This window comes from Streptococcus sp. S784/96/1 (assembly GCF_902729355.1).
GTDB lineage: Bacteria > Bacillota > Bacilli > Lactobacillales > Streptococcaceae > Streptococcus > Streptococcus caledonicus.
The window spans coordinates 87248-100365 of the sequence record NZ_CACVCC010000004.1 but is presented as its reverse complement, the minus strand read 5'-3'; the positions used below and the strand labels follow the sequence as shown (position 1 = coordinate 100365).

The window sequence follows — 13118 nt, the reverse complement described above, 5'->3', positions numbered from 1 at the left end:
ATGTTTTACTTAAAACTGGCTTGGAATAACATCAAGTCATCGAAAAAAGCCTATGCACCGTTTCTCTTAGCAAGTTTTGTTCTTTATAGTTTAACGTGTTCCATTTTGCTTATCATGACCAGTCCGATGAGAGAAGGAATGGATACGGCTGCCATTATCTTGCCTCTTGGTGTGGTTGTGTTAACCATTTTATCCATTGCCATGGAGATTTATAGCTATAATATCCTCCTTAAACAGCGAAGCAAGGAATTTGGACTTTATAATATTCTAGGGATGAACAAGCGTCAAGTGGGCTGGGTATCAACCTTAGAATTGGGAATCATTTTCATCTTTTTAGTGATTTTAGGATCAATATTCTCTGGAATTTTTGCCAATTTTCTTTATCTGATTTTTGTTAATATCATCAATTATGACAAGCTGATTTTGACCTTGTCACCGTTAGCGTTTATCTTGAATGCATCGCTTTTTGTGGGGATTTTCTTTATTCTTATGCTAGTTGGGTTGCGTCGTATTGGTAAAACCTCTCCGCTCAGCTTGTTCAAAAGTAGTGAGCAGGGTGAAAAAGAACCACGTGGTAATATGCTTCTAGCTTTTCTCAGCGTTCTCTTTATTGGTGCAGGCTACGGGATTTCGATTTATTCTAAGGATTTGTCAGCTCTCTTGGTTATTCTCTACTTCTTTGTAGCGGTGGTGCTAGTTATCTTAGGAACCTATCTCTTCTATATTAGCTTTATGGCTTGGTATTTGAAGAAAAAGCGGAGCAACAAAGCTTATTTCTATCAACCGAAGCACTTTATCACAACCAGTCAGATGATTTTCCGTATGAAGGCTAACGCAGCTGGTCTGGCAAGTATCACACTTTTATCTGTTATGGCTTTTGTTTCAATTGGGACAACAGCTGCGCTTTATGCCAATACGCAAACACAGGTCAACAAACAGTTTATTAACAATGCCAAGGTTTCCTTAACTGTAGATGGCTTTTCAGATGAAGGTCAGGCATTACTGGATAAATATGTCTTGAGTAAACTGGATGATGAGAAAAAGGTCGTTGGTTATACATCATCCTTGATTAGTTTTCCACTTGCTAATCGTGAGCATCTTTCTTATGCAAATGCTGAAGAATTTATGAGTGCGGCCGCTGAGACAGGATTTGTCTTTGTTGTTACCCAAGATGATTTTAAGAAGCTGGGTAATGATGTGCCAAAACTATCCGCAAATCAAGTTGCCTTCTTAAAACAACAAGGAAACAGTCATTACAAGACCATGAACTTGTTAGGCAACAAATTTGATGTTGTCAAGAATTATCAAACAGCTATTATCCCTGAAGTTTATTATATCTATAATGGTGCAGTGATGGTCGTTGCCAATGAAGAAGTTGCGACTAAACTAAAAATATCTTTTAAAGAGATTATGGATTATGCAGTGACTTTTCCACCAAATACCTACACGGCTCATCTCAATTTAACGAAAGAGGAGGCTGAGAAACTAAACTTGGCTAATGATGTTGGTATTGTCGATGATGCTGGAAATGGCATTGGTGACATTCAATTTAAACAAGATGTTCTGGATGAAGGCTACACATTATTTGGTGGTATGCTCTTTACAGGTGTGGTTCTAGGTCTTTCATTCCTACTTGGTGCAGCTTTGATTATTTACTATAAACAATATTCAGAAGGTCAAGAAGATAAGAAATCGTATAAGATTCTCCAAGAAGTTGGGATGTCAAAAGAAGAGGTTAAGAAAACGATTTCGTCTCAAACCATTTTAGTCTTCTTTATGCCACTGGGAATTGCGGCGCTGCATTATGTAGTGGCTATTCCGATGTTAAAACAAATGCTTCTTTTCTTTGGGGTTGCTAGCAGTAATTTAGTTTACCTAGTGGCTGGGATTACCATGCTTGTGGTTGGTATTCTCTATTTCATCAGTTACAAAGTTACCAGCAGAACCTACTACAAATTGGTAGAAAGATAATGATTGGAAGTACTTGTTTTTAAATGAGCAGGTGCTTTCTTGATTTTTAATATCAAAAGTAATACAATAGTGTTACTAATCTAAAGGAGTTTGATATGCCAACAATAACCTTAAAAGTCTCTGAAGCTGATAAAAATTTTATGAAGGCAATGGCGAAATTTGAAGGAGTTTCTCTTTCTGAGTTGATTCGTACCAAAACCTTAGAAGCTTTGGAAGATGAATATGATGCTAGGGTAGGTGAGCTAGCCTATGAGGAATATTTAGATGATTTAGCTAATGGACTTGAGCCAATGACATTGGAGGAGATGGCAGAGGAGCTTGGAATTGAGTTATAAAGTTATTTTATCACCACGAGCTCAAAAGCAACTTCGAAAATTAGACAAGGGAATTTCGAGTTTAATTATAAAATATCTATATAAGAATATTGATGGAATAGAAAATCCCAGGTCAAAAGGTAAAGGATTGACGGTAAATCGTTCTGGGCAATGGCGCTATCGTGTTGGTGATTATCGTGTGATTTGTGACATTATAGATAATGAGTTAGTAGTTCTTGCAGTTACGATTGGTTACCGCAGAGATAATTATTGAGAAAGCAATGATGACTAAAGATAAAATTTTTATTGTTGAAGATGATGAGACCATTGTATCGTTGTTGAAAGGGCATTTGGGACAGCAGTATCAGGTGTTTAGTGCGTCTAATTTTCGTGCAGTTAAGCAGGAGATTGAGGAAGTTAAGCCAGACTTGATTTTACTTGATATTACCCTTCCTTATTTTAATGGATTTTATTGGACGGCAGAGATTCGAAAAACGTTAATGGTACCTATTATTTTTATTTCGTCTAGCAATGATGAGATGAATATGGTTATGGCATTAAATATGGGAGGCGATGATTACATTGCTAAACCATTTTCGATTGGTCTTCTGGATGCTAAGATTGGAGCTTTTTTACGTCGTTCGCATCAGTTTACCAGTGAAGAATTAACATTTAAGGATTTTTCGCTCAGCCGTGACGGTGCTCTTTCTATTGGTTCTGAACACATCCAGCTGTCACCCACGGAAAATAAAATACTAGCTTTGCTATTTTCTCATAAGGAAGAAGTGGTGAGTAAGGAGACGATTTTAGAGAAATTGTGGGAGAGTGATGAGTTCATTGATCAGAATACCCTCAATGTTAATATAGCACGACTGCGCAAGAAGGTAGCTGGGCTTGGGTTTGACCATATTCATACAGTAAGAGGAGTCGGATATTTACTAAGATGATGATGAAATATATAAAGCAACATGGGATTTGGTATCTTGTGATAAGCTTTTTGTCAGTAGGATTTTTAGTATCCTTTGCTCTCTACCATCTACCAATGATTTATTTTGGCATGACGCTTCTTTTTAATTTAATAGTGTTAATTCCCTTTAGTATCTGGCATTTTCTGAGCTTTCGGCATCAGTTGAGACTCTTAGCGAATTTTAGGGATTTGTGGGAAATAGCAGAGCTGTCAAGTCCATTGGATGAGAGTTATCAAAAAGCCTTATCTGCACATAATGATAAGGCTCAACAGGAAGTTTTTCGAGCTCAAAGCCAGGCTTCTCGTCAACAAGATTTAATCAAAATGTGGGTTCATCAGATGAAGGTTCCCTTATCAGCCGTTTCACTAATGGCACAAACTAATCAACTTCAATCGGATGATGTTAATCAACAGGTCATACGATTAGAACATTATTTGGAGAATCTCTTGACTTATTTGAAGTTCAGTGAAAGACAAGATGACTTTCGTTTTGAACAGATTTCAGTTAATGAACTAATCAAGGAAGTAATTAAAAAAAATCGAATTCTCTTCTTCCACAAACAATTATCTGTAGAGGTGACAGGTGATTGGCAGTTAAAAACAGATAAAAAGTGGTTGAGCTTTGCTTTGTCTCAAATTTTGGATAATGCGATTAAGTATAGTACCGCAGGTGGAAAAATTACGATTACCTTAACAGAAAATAGCATCACAATCGCTGATCAGGGGATCGGTATCTTGCCAGAAGATCTCCCGCGTCTTTTTGAGGAAGGCTTCACAGGTTATAATGGACACGAACACCAAAAGGCTTCAGGATTTGGACTATACATGACCAAACAGGTTTTAAATCAGCTAAATCTAGCAATTGAAGTGACCAGTCAGATTGATATCGGAACAGAAGTGGTTGTTTCAAAGAGAAAAAATGAGGCGTTCTAAAAGAGTAATTGCAAAGTAGATTTTAAAACTGAGCAGATAATGTCACTCTTTGGAAGAAACAGTCATAGTTCTGTTTATGTCAATCAAAAATTAATGTTTTTGTTAATGTCTAATTTTGATTCTTAATGAGTATTAATTGTAAAAAAACGAATGAAGGATATCTAGCTTTTTACTAGGTATCAACATTCGTTTTTTATCTTTGTAAACTTTTCTTTCAGTAGTATTAATGTGGAAGAAGATCATCATTTAACAAAAATTAACTTAGCAATTGTCAAGGGAATCGTTAAATTCTTGTTACCAAAATGGATCTGATAAGTTTGAGCGTAAGAATCGATTTCAGTTAAAGTAAACTCAGTCCCCAGATGAAAATTATGACGTTGTAAATAGTCTAATAGTTCAATTTCGTCATGCACACGAACCAGTTGATAGTTCCCTTCTTGAGCAATTTGAGCAAGAGTCTGGTGATTTTTCTCTTTTAAAGGAGCATTTTTTTTAGGAATCGTACCACCATGTGGACAAAATTCTGGAAAATTTAGGCTTTCTTCCAAGCGATCAATAAACATCGTAGAGACAGCATGCTCTAAAATTTCAGCTTCTTGGTGTGTCTCCTCGGTTGTATAGTGAAGGTGATTTTGTAAGAAAACTTCTAGCAATCGATGTTTACGATAGAGTTCGGTGACAATAAGTTCCGCTTTTTCGGTTAAGGCATATCCAAAAAACTTATCCTTAACCACCCAGTCTTCAGCCTGCATTTTTTTTAGCATTTCTGAGACAGAAGGAGTGGAAACTTGGATATAGTCTGCAATCATTTTATTGGAAATTTTATCACCACGTTCCCTTAGGTCGTGGATACATTTTAAATAATCTTCTTTGTTAGGTGTCATATTAAACCTCATCTATTTTTCACTCCTTAATTATAACAAAATTGTAGGTAAATGGTTGACAAAAACTCTCATATCGGTTATCCTTTTTATAAAGTTAGGATTACCTAACTATGTGAATAATAAAACCTAGGAGTCTTTAAAGATGAAAAAATTAAATACTATTATATTAACTTCTGTTGCCTTATTAGCTTTGGCAGCTTGTCAAAATCAATCTACAGATGCTAAAAACGAAAAAGAAAAGCCCGTTGTTACTGTGACCACTTCTTTCTTAGATGACATGGTTAGTGAATTAGCCGGAGATTTAGTTGAACGTCAGCTCATTATTCCAGCTGGAGAAGACCCACACCTTTATACTGCCAAATCAAGTGATTTAAAGAAATTACAAGAAGCGGATTTAGTCCTTTATCATGGTCTGCATTTTGAAGGTAAGATGATTGAAGCTTTGGAAAAAACAGGTTCTGCTGTTACTCGTGATTTTACTAAAACTGAAATTGGAACCATGGAAGAAGACGGGGAAGATGTCGTTGATCCACATTTTTGGTTTGATATAGATCTTTACCAAAAAGCAGTAGAAGCAGCTTCAGACGATTTGCAAGAACTTTTGCCTGATAAAAAAGAAACAATTGAAAAAAATGAGAAGGCTTATTTAAATGAATTAGATGAGCTAGATAAATGGAACAAGGAGCAATTGTCACTTATTCCAGAACAAAGCCGTTACCTTGTGACACCACACGATGCATTTAACTATTTTGCAAATCGCTACGGATTTACACTTTATGCACCACAAGGCGTTAGCACAGAGTCAGAAGTTGCTAATAGTGATATGATTAAAACCGTTGATTTGATCATTGATCACAATATTAAAGCTATTTTCACTGAGTCAACAACAAATCCAGATCGTATGAAGAAACTGCAAGAAGCGGTCAAAGCTAAGGGTGGTTCAGTTAGCGTTGTTACTGGAGAGCATAAAGAACTCTTCTCAGACTCACTAGCCCCAGCAGGTGAAGAGGGAGATAATTATGTCGACATGTATAAACATAATATTAAATTAATTGTTGACTATCTTAAATAAAAGGAGGAAATCATGAATCCAGCTATCCAAGTCTCTGAACTAACGGTAGCCTATCAACAAGTCTCAGCATTAGAGAATGTGAATCTTATCATTCCACAAGGGAGTCGCTGTGCTATTGTAGGCCCTAATGGAGCCGGAAAGTCAACTTTATTCAAGAGTCTTTTAGGCTTTGAAAAAGCTAGAAGTGGTCAAATTAAACTTCTAGGACAATCAGATCATTTGTCGCAAATGATAGCGACTAGGGTAGCTTATATTCCACAAGCAAGTCAAGTGAACTGGCAGTATCCTGCAACTGTTTATGACATCGTCCTTATGGGACGCTACCCCCACATTAAAAATTGGTTAAAACGACCTACAGCAAAAGATAAAGAAATTGTTTTTGCGTCTTTAGAAAAAATGAATTTGTTAGATTTAAAAAATCGGCAAATTAGTGAGTTATCAGGCGGACAAAGACAACGTGTGTTTATTGCACGTGCCCTTGCTCAAGAAGCGGAGCTTTATTTAATGGACGAGCCCTTAGCTGGTATTGATATCAAGACTGAAGAAATCATTATGTCCATTTTGAGAGAGTTTCAAGAAGAAGGAAAAACATCGGTGGTTATCCATCATGATTTAAACACAATAGAAAACTACTTTGATTATTTGGTTTGGCTGAATAAAACCGTAGTAGCTAGTGGGGAGCTAGCAGAAGTTTTAACTTTTGAAAATTATCAAAAAGCTTATCAAAGTTCAGCTCAGTTACTTTTCAAGGAAAAGGAACAAGGAGGTTGGCGCCATGCTTAAGGTTTTAACCGATTATTCCTTTTTAACAGTAGCGGTAGGAATTACGCTATTTGCCTTAGCGACTGGCTTAATTGGTACAATTAGTGTTTTAACAAAGCAAAGCTTGGTTGGAGATACCTTGGGACATGCTTCTTACCCTGGTGTTATTTTAGCTTTCATTGTGTTTCACTCTCGAAATCCATTACTCCTTATGATTGGTGCGGTGTTTTCAGGGTATTTTTCTTATACGTTAGTTTACTGGATAAAAAAGCAGAGCGGGCAGCCGTTATTAAATGTGTTATCCCTTGTTTCGGTTTCCTTTTTTGGAGTTGGGATGGTACTAAAACAATTGTTACAAGGTAATGAGTATTTTTCTAAAAGTTCGCAGGCAGGTTTACAAAATTATCTTTTTGGGCAAGCAGCTTTTATTCAGTTTGAAGATATCTTGTTGATCGCAGGCGTATCTGGCATTGCTCTTTTGCTATTTGGAATAATTTATCCAGCACTGAAGCTTTATCTTTTTGATCAAGGTTTTGCTAAAAGTATCGGGATTTCAAGTATTTTTTTAGAGCAACTTATTGTTTTGTTGATGATTAGTCTTATTTCGGTTGGTTTAAAAGTTGTAGGTGCTGTTCTTATTTCTGCCTTCTTAATTGCTCCAGCAACCATTGGTCTTTTTTGGGCAAGGCATTATAAAACAACCTTGATTTTAGCAGGAGCCTCAGCTATTTTTTCAACCTTAATAGGAACCTACTTGAGTTCTATTATTTCAGGTTTATCAACTGGTCCAACCATTATTTTAGTTATGAGTGTATTGGCATTGATATCCTATGTAGTGACTAAGGCACGGAGGTTGGGTTACCATGTTTGAAGTTTTAATTATTTTGCTTTTAACAGGGCTTTCTTGCGGTCTTCTTGGAAGTCTTCTAGTGCTACGTAACCAATCAATGTTAGCAGATGCTTTAGCTCATTCGGTACTTTTAGGAATTGTTCTAGGCTTTTTCCTTGTGAGAAGTTTAGATAGCCCTATTTTGATATTAGGAGCTACTTTATTTGGCGTTTTAGCTGTTTTGGCTATTGAAGGACTTAGCTCTGTTAAATTGACTCATGATGCAGCAACTGGTTTAGTTTTTACAACTTTTTTTGCTACGGCAGTCATTTTGATTTCAATTTTTGCTAGAAATGTACATTTGGACCTAGATATGGTGTTAATGGGTGAGGTCTTGTTTACACCCTTGAATAGAGTTGAATTGTTAGGGATATCTTTACCGGTTGCTTTGGTAAAGTCAGGTGGGTTACTTTTAGCGATTGTACTTTTTTTGGGACTGACTTATCAACATCTAAAAATCTTCTTATTTGATAAGAATCATGCACAGCTGTCGGGATTATCAGTCAGAAGGTTGCAGATAATAATTGTCTTTTTAGTATCGCTGACAGTGGTCCTTGCATTTGATATCGCAGGCTCTATAGCTGTTATCGGATTTCTAGTTGCTCCAGCAATGGCTGCACAGCTTTGGGCAAGGCATTTTCATAGTTTTCTGGGAATGGTTGCTTTTTTTAGCTGTTTGATGGTTGTTATTGGATATGCTTTAGGCATGCACTTTGATCTTAGTTTATCAGGAATTTGTGCGGTAACTGGTTTAGGACTGTATGTCACATCTTTACTTATTAAAAAAATAAAGGTATAGTTTGAAACTATACCTTTTTTCATGGAATAAGTATTGGTCAGCTCTGCTTTTTTTCGTTAAAATAAGAAAAAACGAAAGCGAGAATTGATATGATAAGAGAATTTTCATTTGAAACTTTACAATTGCATGCTGGGCAAAAAACTGATGCTGAGACAAAATCACGTGCAGTGCCTATTTATCAAACGACTTCTTATGTTTTTGATGATGTACAAGAAGGTGAAGATCTTTTTGCCTTGAGAAAGCCTGGAAATATTTATACGCGTATTGGTAATCCTACGGTGGCAGTTTTTGAAGACCGGGTGGCTGCGCTTGAAAAGGGTGTAGGAGCTTTAGCGACAGCATCAGGAATGGCTGCTCTGACTTACACCATACTAGGATTAGCACATGCAGGAGACCATGTGGTGGCGGCTACAACGATTTACGGTGGCACTTTTAATCTTCTGAAAGAAACCTTGCCACGTTACGGGATTACGACAACCTTTGTCAATATTGAAAATCTAGAAGAAGTGGAAGCTGCTATTCAAGACAATACAAAATTGGTGTTGATTGAAACCTTAGGTAATCCATTGATTAACATTCCAGATATTGAAAAAGTGGCAGAGTTAACACATGCTCACAAGATTCCGCTGGTTGCTGATAATACCTTCGGTACCCCTTATCTTATCAATGTATTTGAACATGGAGTTGATATCTCAGTTCATTCAGCAACGAAATTTATTGGTGGACATGGTACGACGATTGGTGGCATTATTGTTGATAGTGGTAGATTCGACTGGGAAGATTCTGGTAAATTCCCACAATTTGTAGAAGAAGATGCCTCTTATCACAATATTTCTTATACTCGTGATATTGGGGCTGCCGCTTTTATTACAGCTTTGCGCGTGCAACTCTTACGTGATACGGGAGCAGCTATTTCACCATTTAATGCTTTTCTTCTGTTACAAGGTTTGGAAACCTTGTCGTTGCGTGTTGAACGTCATGTTGAGAATGCGAAAAAAATTGCAGCCTTTCTCGAAAACCATCCCAAAATTGAAAAGGTTAATTACCCAAGTTTGCCATCTAGTCCCTACTTTGACTTGGCGCAAAAATACTTACCGAAAGGTGCTGGTTCTATTTTTACCTTCCATGTTAAGGGAGATGATAAGGCTGCTGCGACGGTTATCGATAACCTTGAAATATTCTCCAACCTTGCCAATGTTGCTGATGCCAAATCATTAGTCGTGCACCCTTATACAACAACGCATGCACAGCTTTCTTCAGAAGATTTAGCGGCATGTGGTGTGACACCAAATCAAATCCGTATTTCTGTTGGTCTTGAAAATGTTGATGATTTGATTGAAGATTTGAATTTAGCCTTGGAAAAGATTTGAGTGATTATTAAAGAGAAAGAATTGGAGTGCTTATGACAAAGTTATTAGACGCCTTTCAGGTTTTTAAATCAGCAAGATTAGTGAATTTAACTCACAAAATTGATGAAAATAGTCCACATTTTCCAGCTCTGCCTAGTCTTGAGAAAAAGGATATTTTCACCTTAAAAGATGGTTTTCATGTGCAACAATTTACAGTAGTTGGGCAATATGGAACGCATATTGATGCCCCAATTCACTTCGTAGAAGGCGGAAAATGGCTAGACCAAATCGCTTTGGAAGACCTTCTGTTACCTCTTTATGTGATTGATAAGTCACAAGCGGTGGCAGAAAACCCTAATTATGAATTAACAAAACAGGATATCTTGGATTTTGAAACAGAGTATGGCAAAATTGAATCAGGTGCTTTTGTTGCTTTTCGTAGCGACTGGCATAAACGTTGGCCTGACCAGGGTGCTATCCGTAATTTAGATGAAAATGGTGCCCAACAAACACCAGGCTGGACTCACGAAGCTTTAGAATTTTTAATTCATGAACGAGGCGTTAAGGCGGTCGGCCATGAAACCCTAGATACAGACAGCGGTAAGTCTGCATTTGATAATGGTGGAGCTTTGAAACAAGAATACTATCTTCTCGAACAAGGGATCTATCAAGTCGAAGTGCTAGCAAACTTAGATCAAGTACCAGCGACTGGAAGTATCATTTCAATTGCCTATCCTAATTGGAAAGAGGCAACAGGTTCACCAGTTCGTGCAGTTGCTTATGTGAATAAATGATAACCTATCGAAAACTCGTTCTTATAGCGAGTTTTTTTGGTATAATAAAAAGGATTAAACAAGTAGAAAGAATAATTATGGATACGATTTTATCAAGTCGCCTAACTGAGGTAGCAACATTTGTTCCCAAAGGTAGCAAACTGTTAGATGTGGGAAGTGACCACGCTTATTTACCAATTGCTCTAATCCAATCTGGTCACATTTCTTCGGCAATTGCAGGGGAGGTTGCTCAAGGTCCCTATGACTCTGCGGTGAAAAATGTTGCTGAATATGGTTTATCGGATAAGATTGAGGTACGCTTAGCTAATGGGCTAGCTGCTTTTCAGCAGAATGACGGTGTCACAACAATTACTATCTGTGGTATGGGAGGACGCCTTATTGCTGATATCTTAGAAGCAGGAAAAGAAAAGCTGGCGCAAGTAGAACGTTTGATTTTACAACCGAATAACCGTGAGGATGATTTACGGACTTGGGTCGTTCAAAATCATTTTACAATCGTCACAGAAAAAATCATGACTGAAAATCGCAAGTTTTACGAAATTTTAGTTGCTGAGCACGGTGAAGAAAAGTTGACGACAACTGAACTGCGTTTTGGCAAACATTTGTTAGCTGAAAAATCAGAAGTTTTCCTAGCAAAATGGGCGCGTGAAATTGGTAAACTAGAAGTAGCTTTGTCACAAATTCCTGAAAGTAATGACGGTGACCGCTCTGCTATTTCCCAAAAAATCAAAACAATTCAGGAGGTACTCGATGGTTCTGGCAAGTGATGTGATTGCAAGATATGAAGCTTTTTGCCCTAAGGAATTGACGATGGAGGGTGATGTTGTAGGGCTTCAAATAGGAACCTTAGATAAAGACATCAAGCGTGTCATGGTTACTTTAGATGTCCGTGAAAATGTCGTGGCAGAAGCTGTTGCAAATAAGGTAGACCTCATTATCACTAAACATGCTCCGATTTTTAAAGGGATTAAAGATCTAGTGTCCAGTCCACAGCGTGATATTTTACTGGATTTGGTTAAGCATGATATAGCAGTTTATGTTAGTCACACTAATATTGATGTCGTTCCTGGTGGTTTAAACGATTGGTTTTGTGAGCTGTTAGAAATCCATGAAGCAGAAGTTTTATCGCCAATAGCTACTGGTTATGGACTTGGCCGTATCGGAACAATAGCAGAGCAAAGATTTGAAAACTTTGCCCTAAAAGTTAAAGCAGTATTTGGACTTGACAGTGTTCGCTTAATTTCTTATGACAAAGAAAATCCTGTCATTTCTCGAGTAGCTATTTGTGGTGGTTCAGGCGATGAATTTTACCAACAGGCACTTGCTAAAGGTGCAGATGTTTATGTGACGGGAGATATTTATTATCACACTGCGCAGGAGATGCTTACAGAAGGACTATTAGGAATTGATCCTGGTCATCATATCGAAGTGCTTTTTATTGAAAAAATAGCAGAGCTGTTAAGGCATTGGACCCTAGAAAATCATTGGGGCATTGAAGTTTTGGGAGCTTCTAGCAATACCAATCCTTTTTATCATCTTTGAGATTAGAAAGTGTTTGACTAACGATGATTAATTTATTGTCTTTAAATCCGATTTTATTGGCTTTTTTAGCTGGACTCTTTACATGGGGGTGTACTATTTTAGGAGCTGCCATTGTTATCTTTTTTAAAATGATTAATCGAAAATTACTGGACACCATGAATGGCTTTGCAGCAGGTGTGATGATTGCAGCTTCTTTCTGGTCACTTTTAGCACCAGCCTTAGAATACGCAGAACCTGCTTATGGTAAGTGGGCATGGGGACCAGTAGCAATAGGATTTTTAGCAGGTGGTTTTAGTCTGCGGTTGATTGATGCTGTTGTCCCACATTTACATCTTGGGAAAAATAAATCCGAGGCTGAAGGAATTGAACCAGAAAAATTATCAAAGACAGCTTTACTTTTTTTGGCGATTACAATTCATAATTTTCCAGAGGGCTTAGCAATTGGGGTGACTTTTGGATCACTTGCTAATGGTAGTATGTCTCAAGCGGCTATTGCAGGGGCAATGGGCTTGGCTTTGGGAATTGGACTTCAAAATATTCCAGAAGGAGCAGCTTTATCTATTCCTATTCGTGCAGAAGGAAAATCACGTAAGCATGCGTTTTATTGGGGAGCTATGTCAGCAATTGTTGAACCGTTCGGAGCAGTATTAGGGGCAGCGCTTGTGATGTGGATGTTAGCGATTATTCCTTATGCGTTAGCATTTGCAGCAGGAGCTATGATTTTTGTTGTTGTTGAAGAATTAATTCCTGAATCTCAAACGAACGGGAATACTGATTTGGCAACACTTGGACTGATGCTTGGCTTTGTGATTATGATGGTGATGGATGTAGCGTTGGGGTAA

15 protein-coding genes are annotated in these 13118 nt (G+C 37.5%); 14 read left to right on the top strand and 1 reads right to left on the bottom strand.

The window, feature by feature from the left end; all coding sequences use genetic code 11:
* From GZ996_RS02425 to GZ996_RS02405, 5 genes are all read left to right on the top strand, one after another.
* On the top strand, nt 1–1971 hold the full coding sequence (locus tag GZ996_RS02425) for an FtsX-like permease family protein (protein WP_162011255.1): 1971 nt from the start codon (nt 1–3) through the stop codon (nt 1969–1971).
* Nucleotides 1972–2066: 95 nt separating this feature from the next.
* Nucleotides 2067–2306, top strand: coding sequence for a type II toxin-antitoxin system RelB family antitoxin (relB, locus tag GZ996_RS02420; protein WP_156805454.1), 240 nt, complete (start codon nt 2067–2069; stop codon nt 2304–2306).
* Nucleotides 2296–2559 (top strand): type II toxin-antitoxin system RelE family toxin, encoded by a 264-nt coding sequence (locus tag GZ996_RS02415; RefSeq protein ID WP_156805453.1) that lies wholly within the window; start codon nt 2296–2298, stop codon nt 2557–2559. The genes relB and GZ996_RS02415 overlap by 11 nt, the downstream gene beginning before the upstream one ends.
* Nucleotides 2560–2566: 7 nt before the next feature.
* Nucleotides 2567–3232, top strand: a complete 666-nt coding sequence (locus GZ996_RS02410) for a response regulator transcription factor (protein ID WP_161978584.1) — start codon at nt 2567–2569, stop codon at nt 3230–3232.
* Nucleotides 3229–4185, top strand: coding sequence for a sensor histidine kinase (locus GZ996_RS02405; protein ID WP_162011254.1), 957 nt, complete (start codon nt 3229–3231; stop codon nt 4183–4185). Before GZ996_RS02410 ends, GZ996_RS02405 begins: the two co-directional genes overlap by 4 nt.
* A 242-nt stretch (nt 4186–4427) precedes the next feature.
* Here the strand turns inward: GZ996_RS02405 and GZ996_RS02400 are convergent, their stop codons facing one another.
* Nucleotides 4428–5069, bottom strand: coding sequence for a metal-dependent transcriptional regulator (locus GZ996_RS02400; RefSeq protein ID WP_156805450.1), 642 nt, complete (start codon nt 5067–5069; stop codon nt 4428–4430).
* 142 nt (nt 5070–5211) lie between these two features.
* On the opposite strand from GZ996_RS02400, the gene GZ996_RS02395 reads away from it, so the two are divergent.
* The 9 genes from GZ996_RS02395 (at nt 5212) to GZ996_RS02355 (ending at nt 13118) form a co-directional block, all read left to right on the top strand.
* Nucleotides 5212–6141, top strand: a complete 930-nt coding sequence (locus GZ996_RS02395) for a metal ABC transporter solute-binding protein, Zn/Mn family (protein WP_162011253.1) — start codon at nt 5212–5214, stop codon at nt 6139–6141.
* Between the two features lie 12 nt (nt 6142–6153).
* A complete protein-coding gene (locus GZ996_RS02390; protein WP_161978581.1) occupies nt 6154–6924 on the top strand; it encodes a metal ABC transporter ATP-binding protein in 771 nt (256 codons plus the stop codon).
* Nucleotides 6917–7774, top strand: coding sequence for a metal ABC transporter permease (locus GZ996_RS02385; RefSeq protein WP_162011252.1), 858 nt, complete (start codon nt 6917–6919; stop codon nt 7772–7774). The genes GZ996_RS02390 and GZ996_RS02385 overlap by 8 nt, the downstream gene beginning before the upstream one ends.
* Nucleotides 7767–8591: a metal ABC transporter permease gene (locus GZ996_RS02380; protein WP_156805446.1), complete on the top strand. Its 825-nt coding sequence runs from the start codon at nt 7767–7769 to the stop codon at nt 8589–8591. Before GZ996_RS02385 ends, GZ996_RS02380 begins: the two co-directional genes overlap by 8 nt.
* 89 nt (nt 8592–8680) lie before the next feature.
* Nucleotides 8681–9961 carry an O-acetylhomoserine aminocarboxypropyltransferase/cysteine synthase family protein gene (locus GZ996_RS02375; protein ID WP_162011251.1) on the top strand — a complete coding sequence of 427 codons (1281 nt, stop codon included), beginning with the start codon at nt 8681–8683 and terminating at the stop codon, nt 9959–9961.
* Nucleotides 9962–9993: 32 nt separating this feature from the next.
* Nucleotides 9994–10734 carry a cyclase family protein gene (locus GZ996_RS02370; RefSeq protein ID WP_161980122.1) on the top strand — a complete coding sequence of 247 codons (741 nt, stop codon included), beginning with the start codon at nt 9994–9996 and terminating at the stop codon, nt 10732–10734.
* A gap of 77 nt (nt 10735–10811) precedes the next feature.
* On the top strand, nt 10812–11501 hold the full coding sequence (locus GZ996_RS02365; protein ID WP_162011250.1) for a tRNA (adenine(22)-N(1))-methyltransferase: 690 nt from the start codon (nt 10812–10814) through the stop codon (nt 11499–11501).
* Nucleotides 11485–12276 (top strand): Nif3-like dinuclear metal center hexameric protein, encoded by a 792-nt coding sequence (locus tag GZ996_RS02360; protein WP_161978577.1) that lies wholly within the window; start codon nt 11485–11487, stop codon nt 12274–12276. The genes GZ996_RS02365 and GZ996_RS02360 overlap by 17 nt, the downstream gene beginning before the upstream one ends.
* 23 nt (nt 12277–12299) lie before the next feature.
* Nucleotides 12300–13118, top strand: a complete 819-nt coding sequence (locus tag GZ996_RS02355; RefSeq protein WP_156805441.1) for a ZIP family metal transporter — start codon at nt 12300–12302, stop codon at nt 13116–13118.

Bases quoted from the DNA above. Each gene is read 5' to 3' on its own strand.
- GZ996_RS02425 (WP_162011255.1), top strand. From the start codon at position 1: ATGTTTTACTTAAAACTGGCTTGGAATAACATCAAGTCATCGAAAAAA.
- relB (WP_156805454.1), top strand. From the start codon at position 2,067: ATGCCAACAATAACCTTAAAAGTCTCTGAAGCTGATAAAAATTTTATG.
- GZ996_RS02410 (WP_161978584.1), top strand. From the start codon at position 2,567: ATGATGACTAAAGATAAAATTTTTATTGTTGAAGATGATGAGACCATT.
- GZ996_RS02405 (WP_162011254.1), top strand. From the start codon at position 3,229: ATGATGATGAAATATATAAAGCAACATGGGATTTGGTATCTTGTGATA.
- GZ996_RS02400 (WP_156805450.1), bottom strand. From the start codon at position 5,069: ATGACACCTAACAAAGAAGATTATTTAAAATGTATCCACGACCTAAGG.
- GZ996_RS02395 (WP_162011253.1), top strand. From the start codon at position 5,212: ATGAAAAAATTAAATACTATTATATTAACTTCTGTTGCCTTATTAGCT.
- GZ996_RS02390 (WP_161978581.1), top strand. From the start codon at position 6,154: ATGAATCCAGCTATCCAAGTCTCTGAACTAACGGTAGCCTATCAACAA.
- GZ996_RS02385 (WP_162011252.1), top strand. From the start codon at position 6,917: ATGCTTAAGGTTTTAACCGATTATTCCTTTTTAACAGTAGCGGTAGGA.
- GZ996_RS02380 (WP_156805446.1), top strand. From the start codon at position 7,767: ATGTTTGAAGTTTTAATTATTTTGCTTTTAACAGGGCTTTCTTGCGGT.
- GZ996_RS02375 (WP_162011251.1), top strand. From the start codon at position 8,681: ATGATAAGAGAATTTTCATTTGAAACTTTACAATTGCATGCTGGGCAA.
- GZ996_RS02370 (WP_161980122.1), top strand. From the start codon at position 9,994: ATGACAAAGTTATTAGACGCCTTTCAGGTTTTTAAATCAGCAAGATTA.
- GZ996_RS02365 (WP_162011250.1), top strand. From the start codon at position 10,812: ATGGATACGATTTTATCAAGTCGCCTAACTGAGGTAGCAACATTTGTT.
- GZ996_RS02360 (WP_161978577.1), top strand. From the start codon at position 11,485: ATGGTTCTGGCAAGTGATGTGATTGCAAGATATGAAGCTTTTTGCCCT.
- GZ996_RS02355 (WP_156805441.1), top strand. From the start codon at position 12,300: ATGATTAATTTATTGTCTTTAAATCCGATTTTATTGGCTTTTTTAGCT.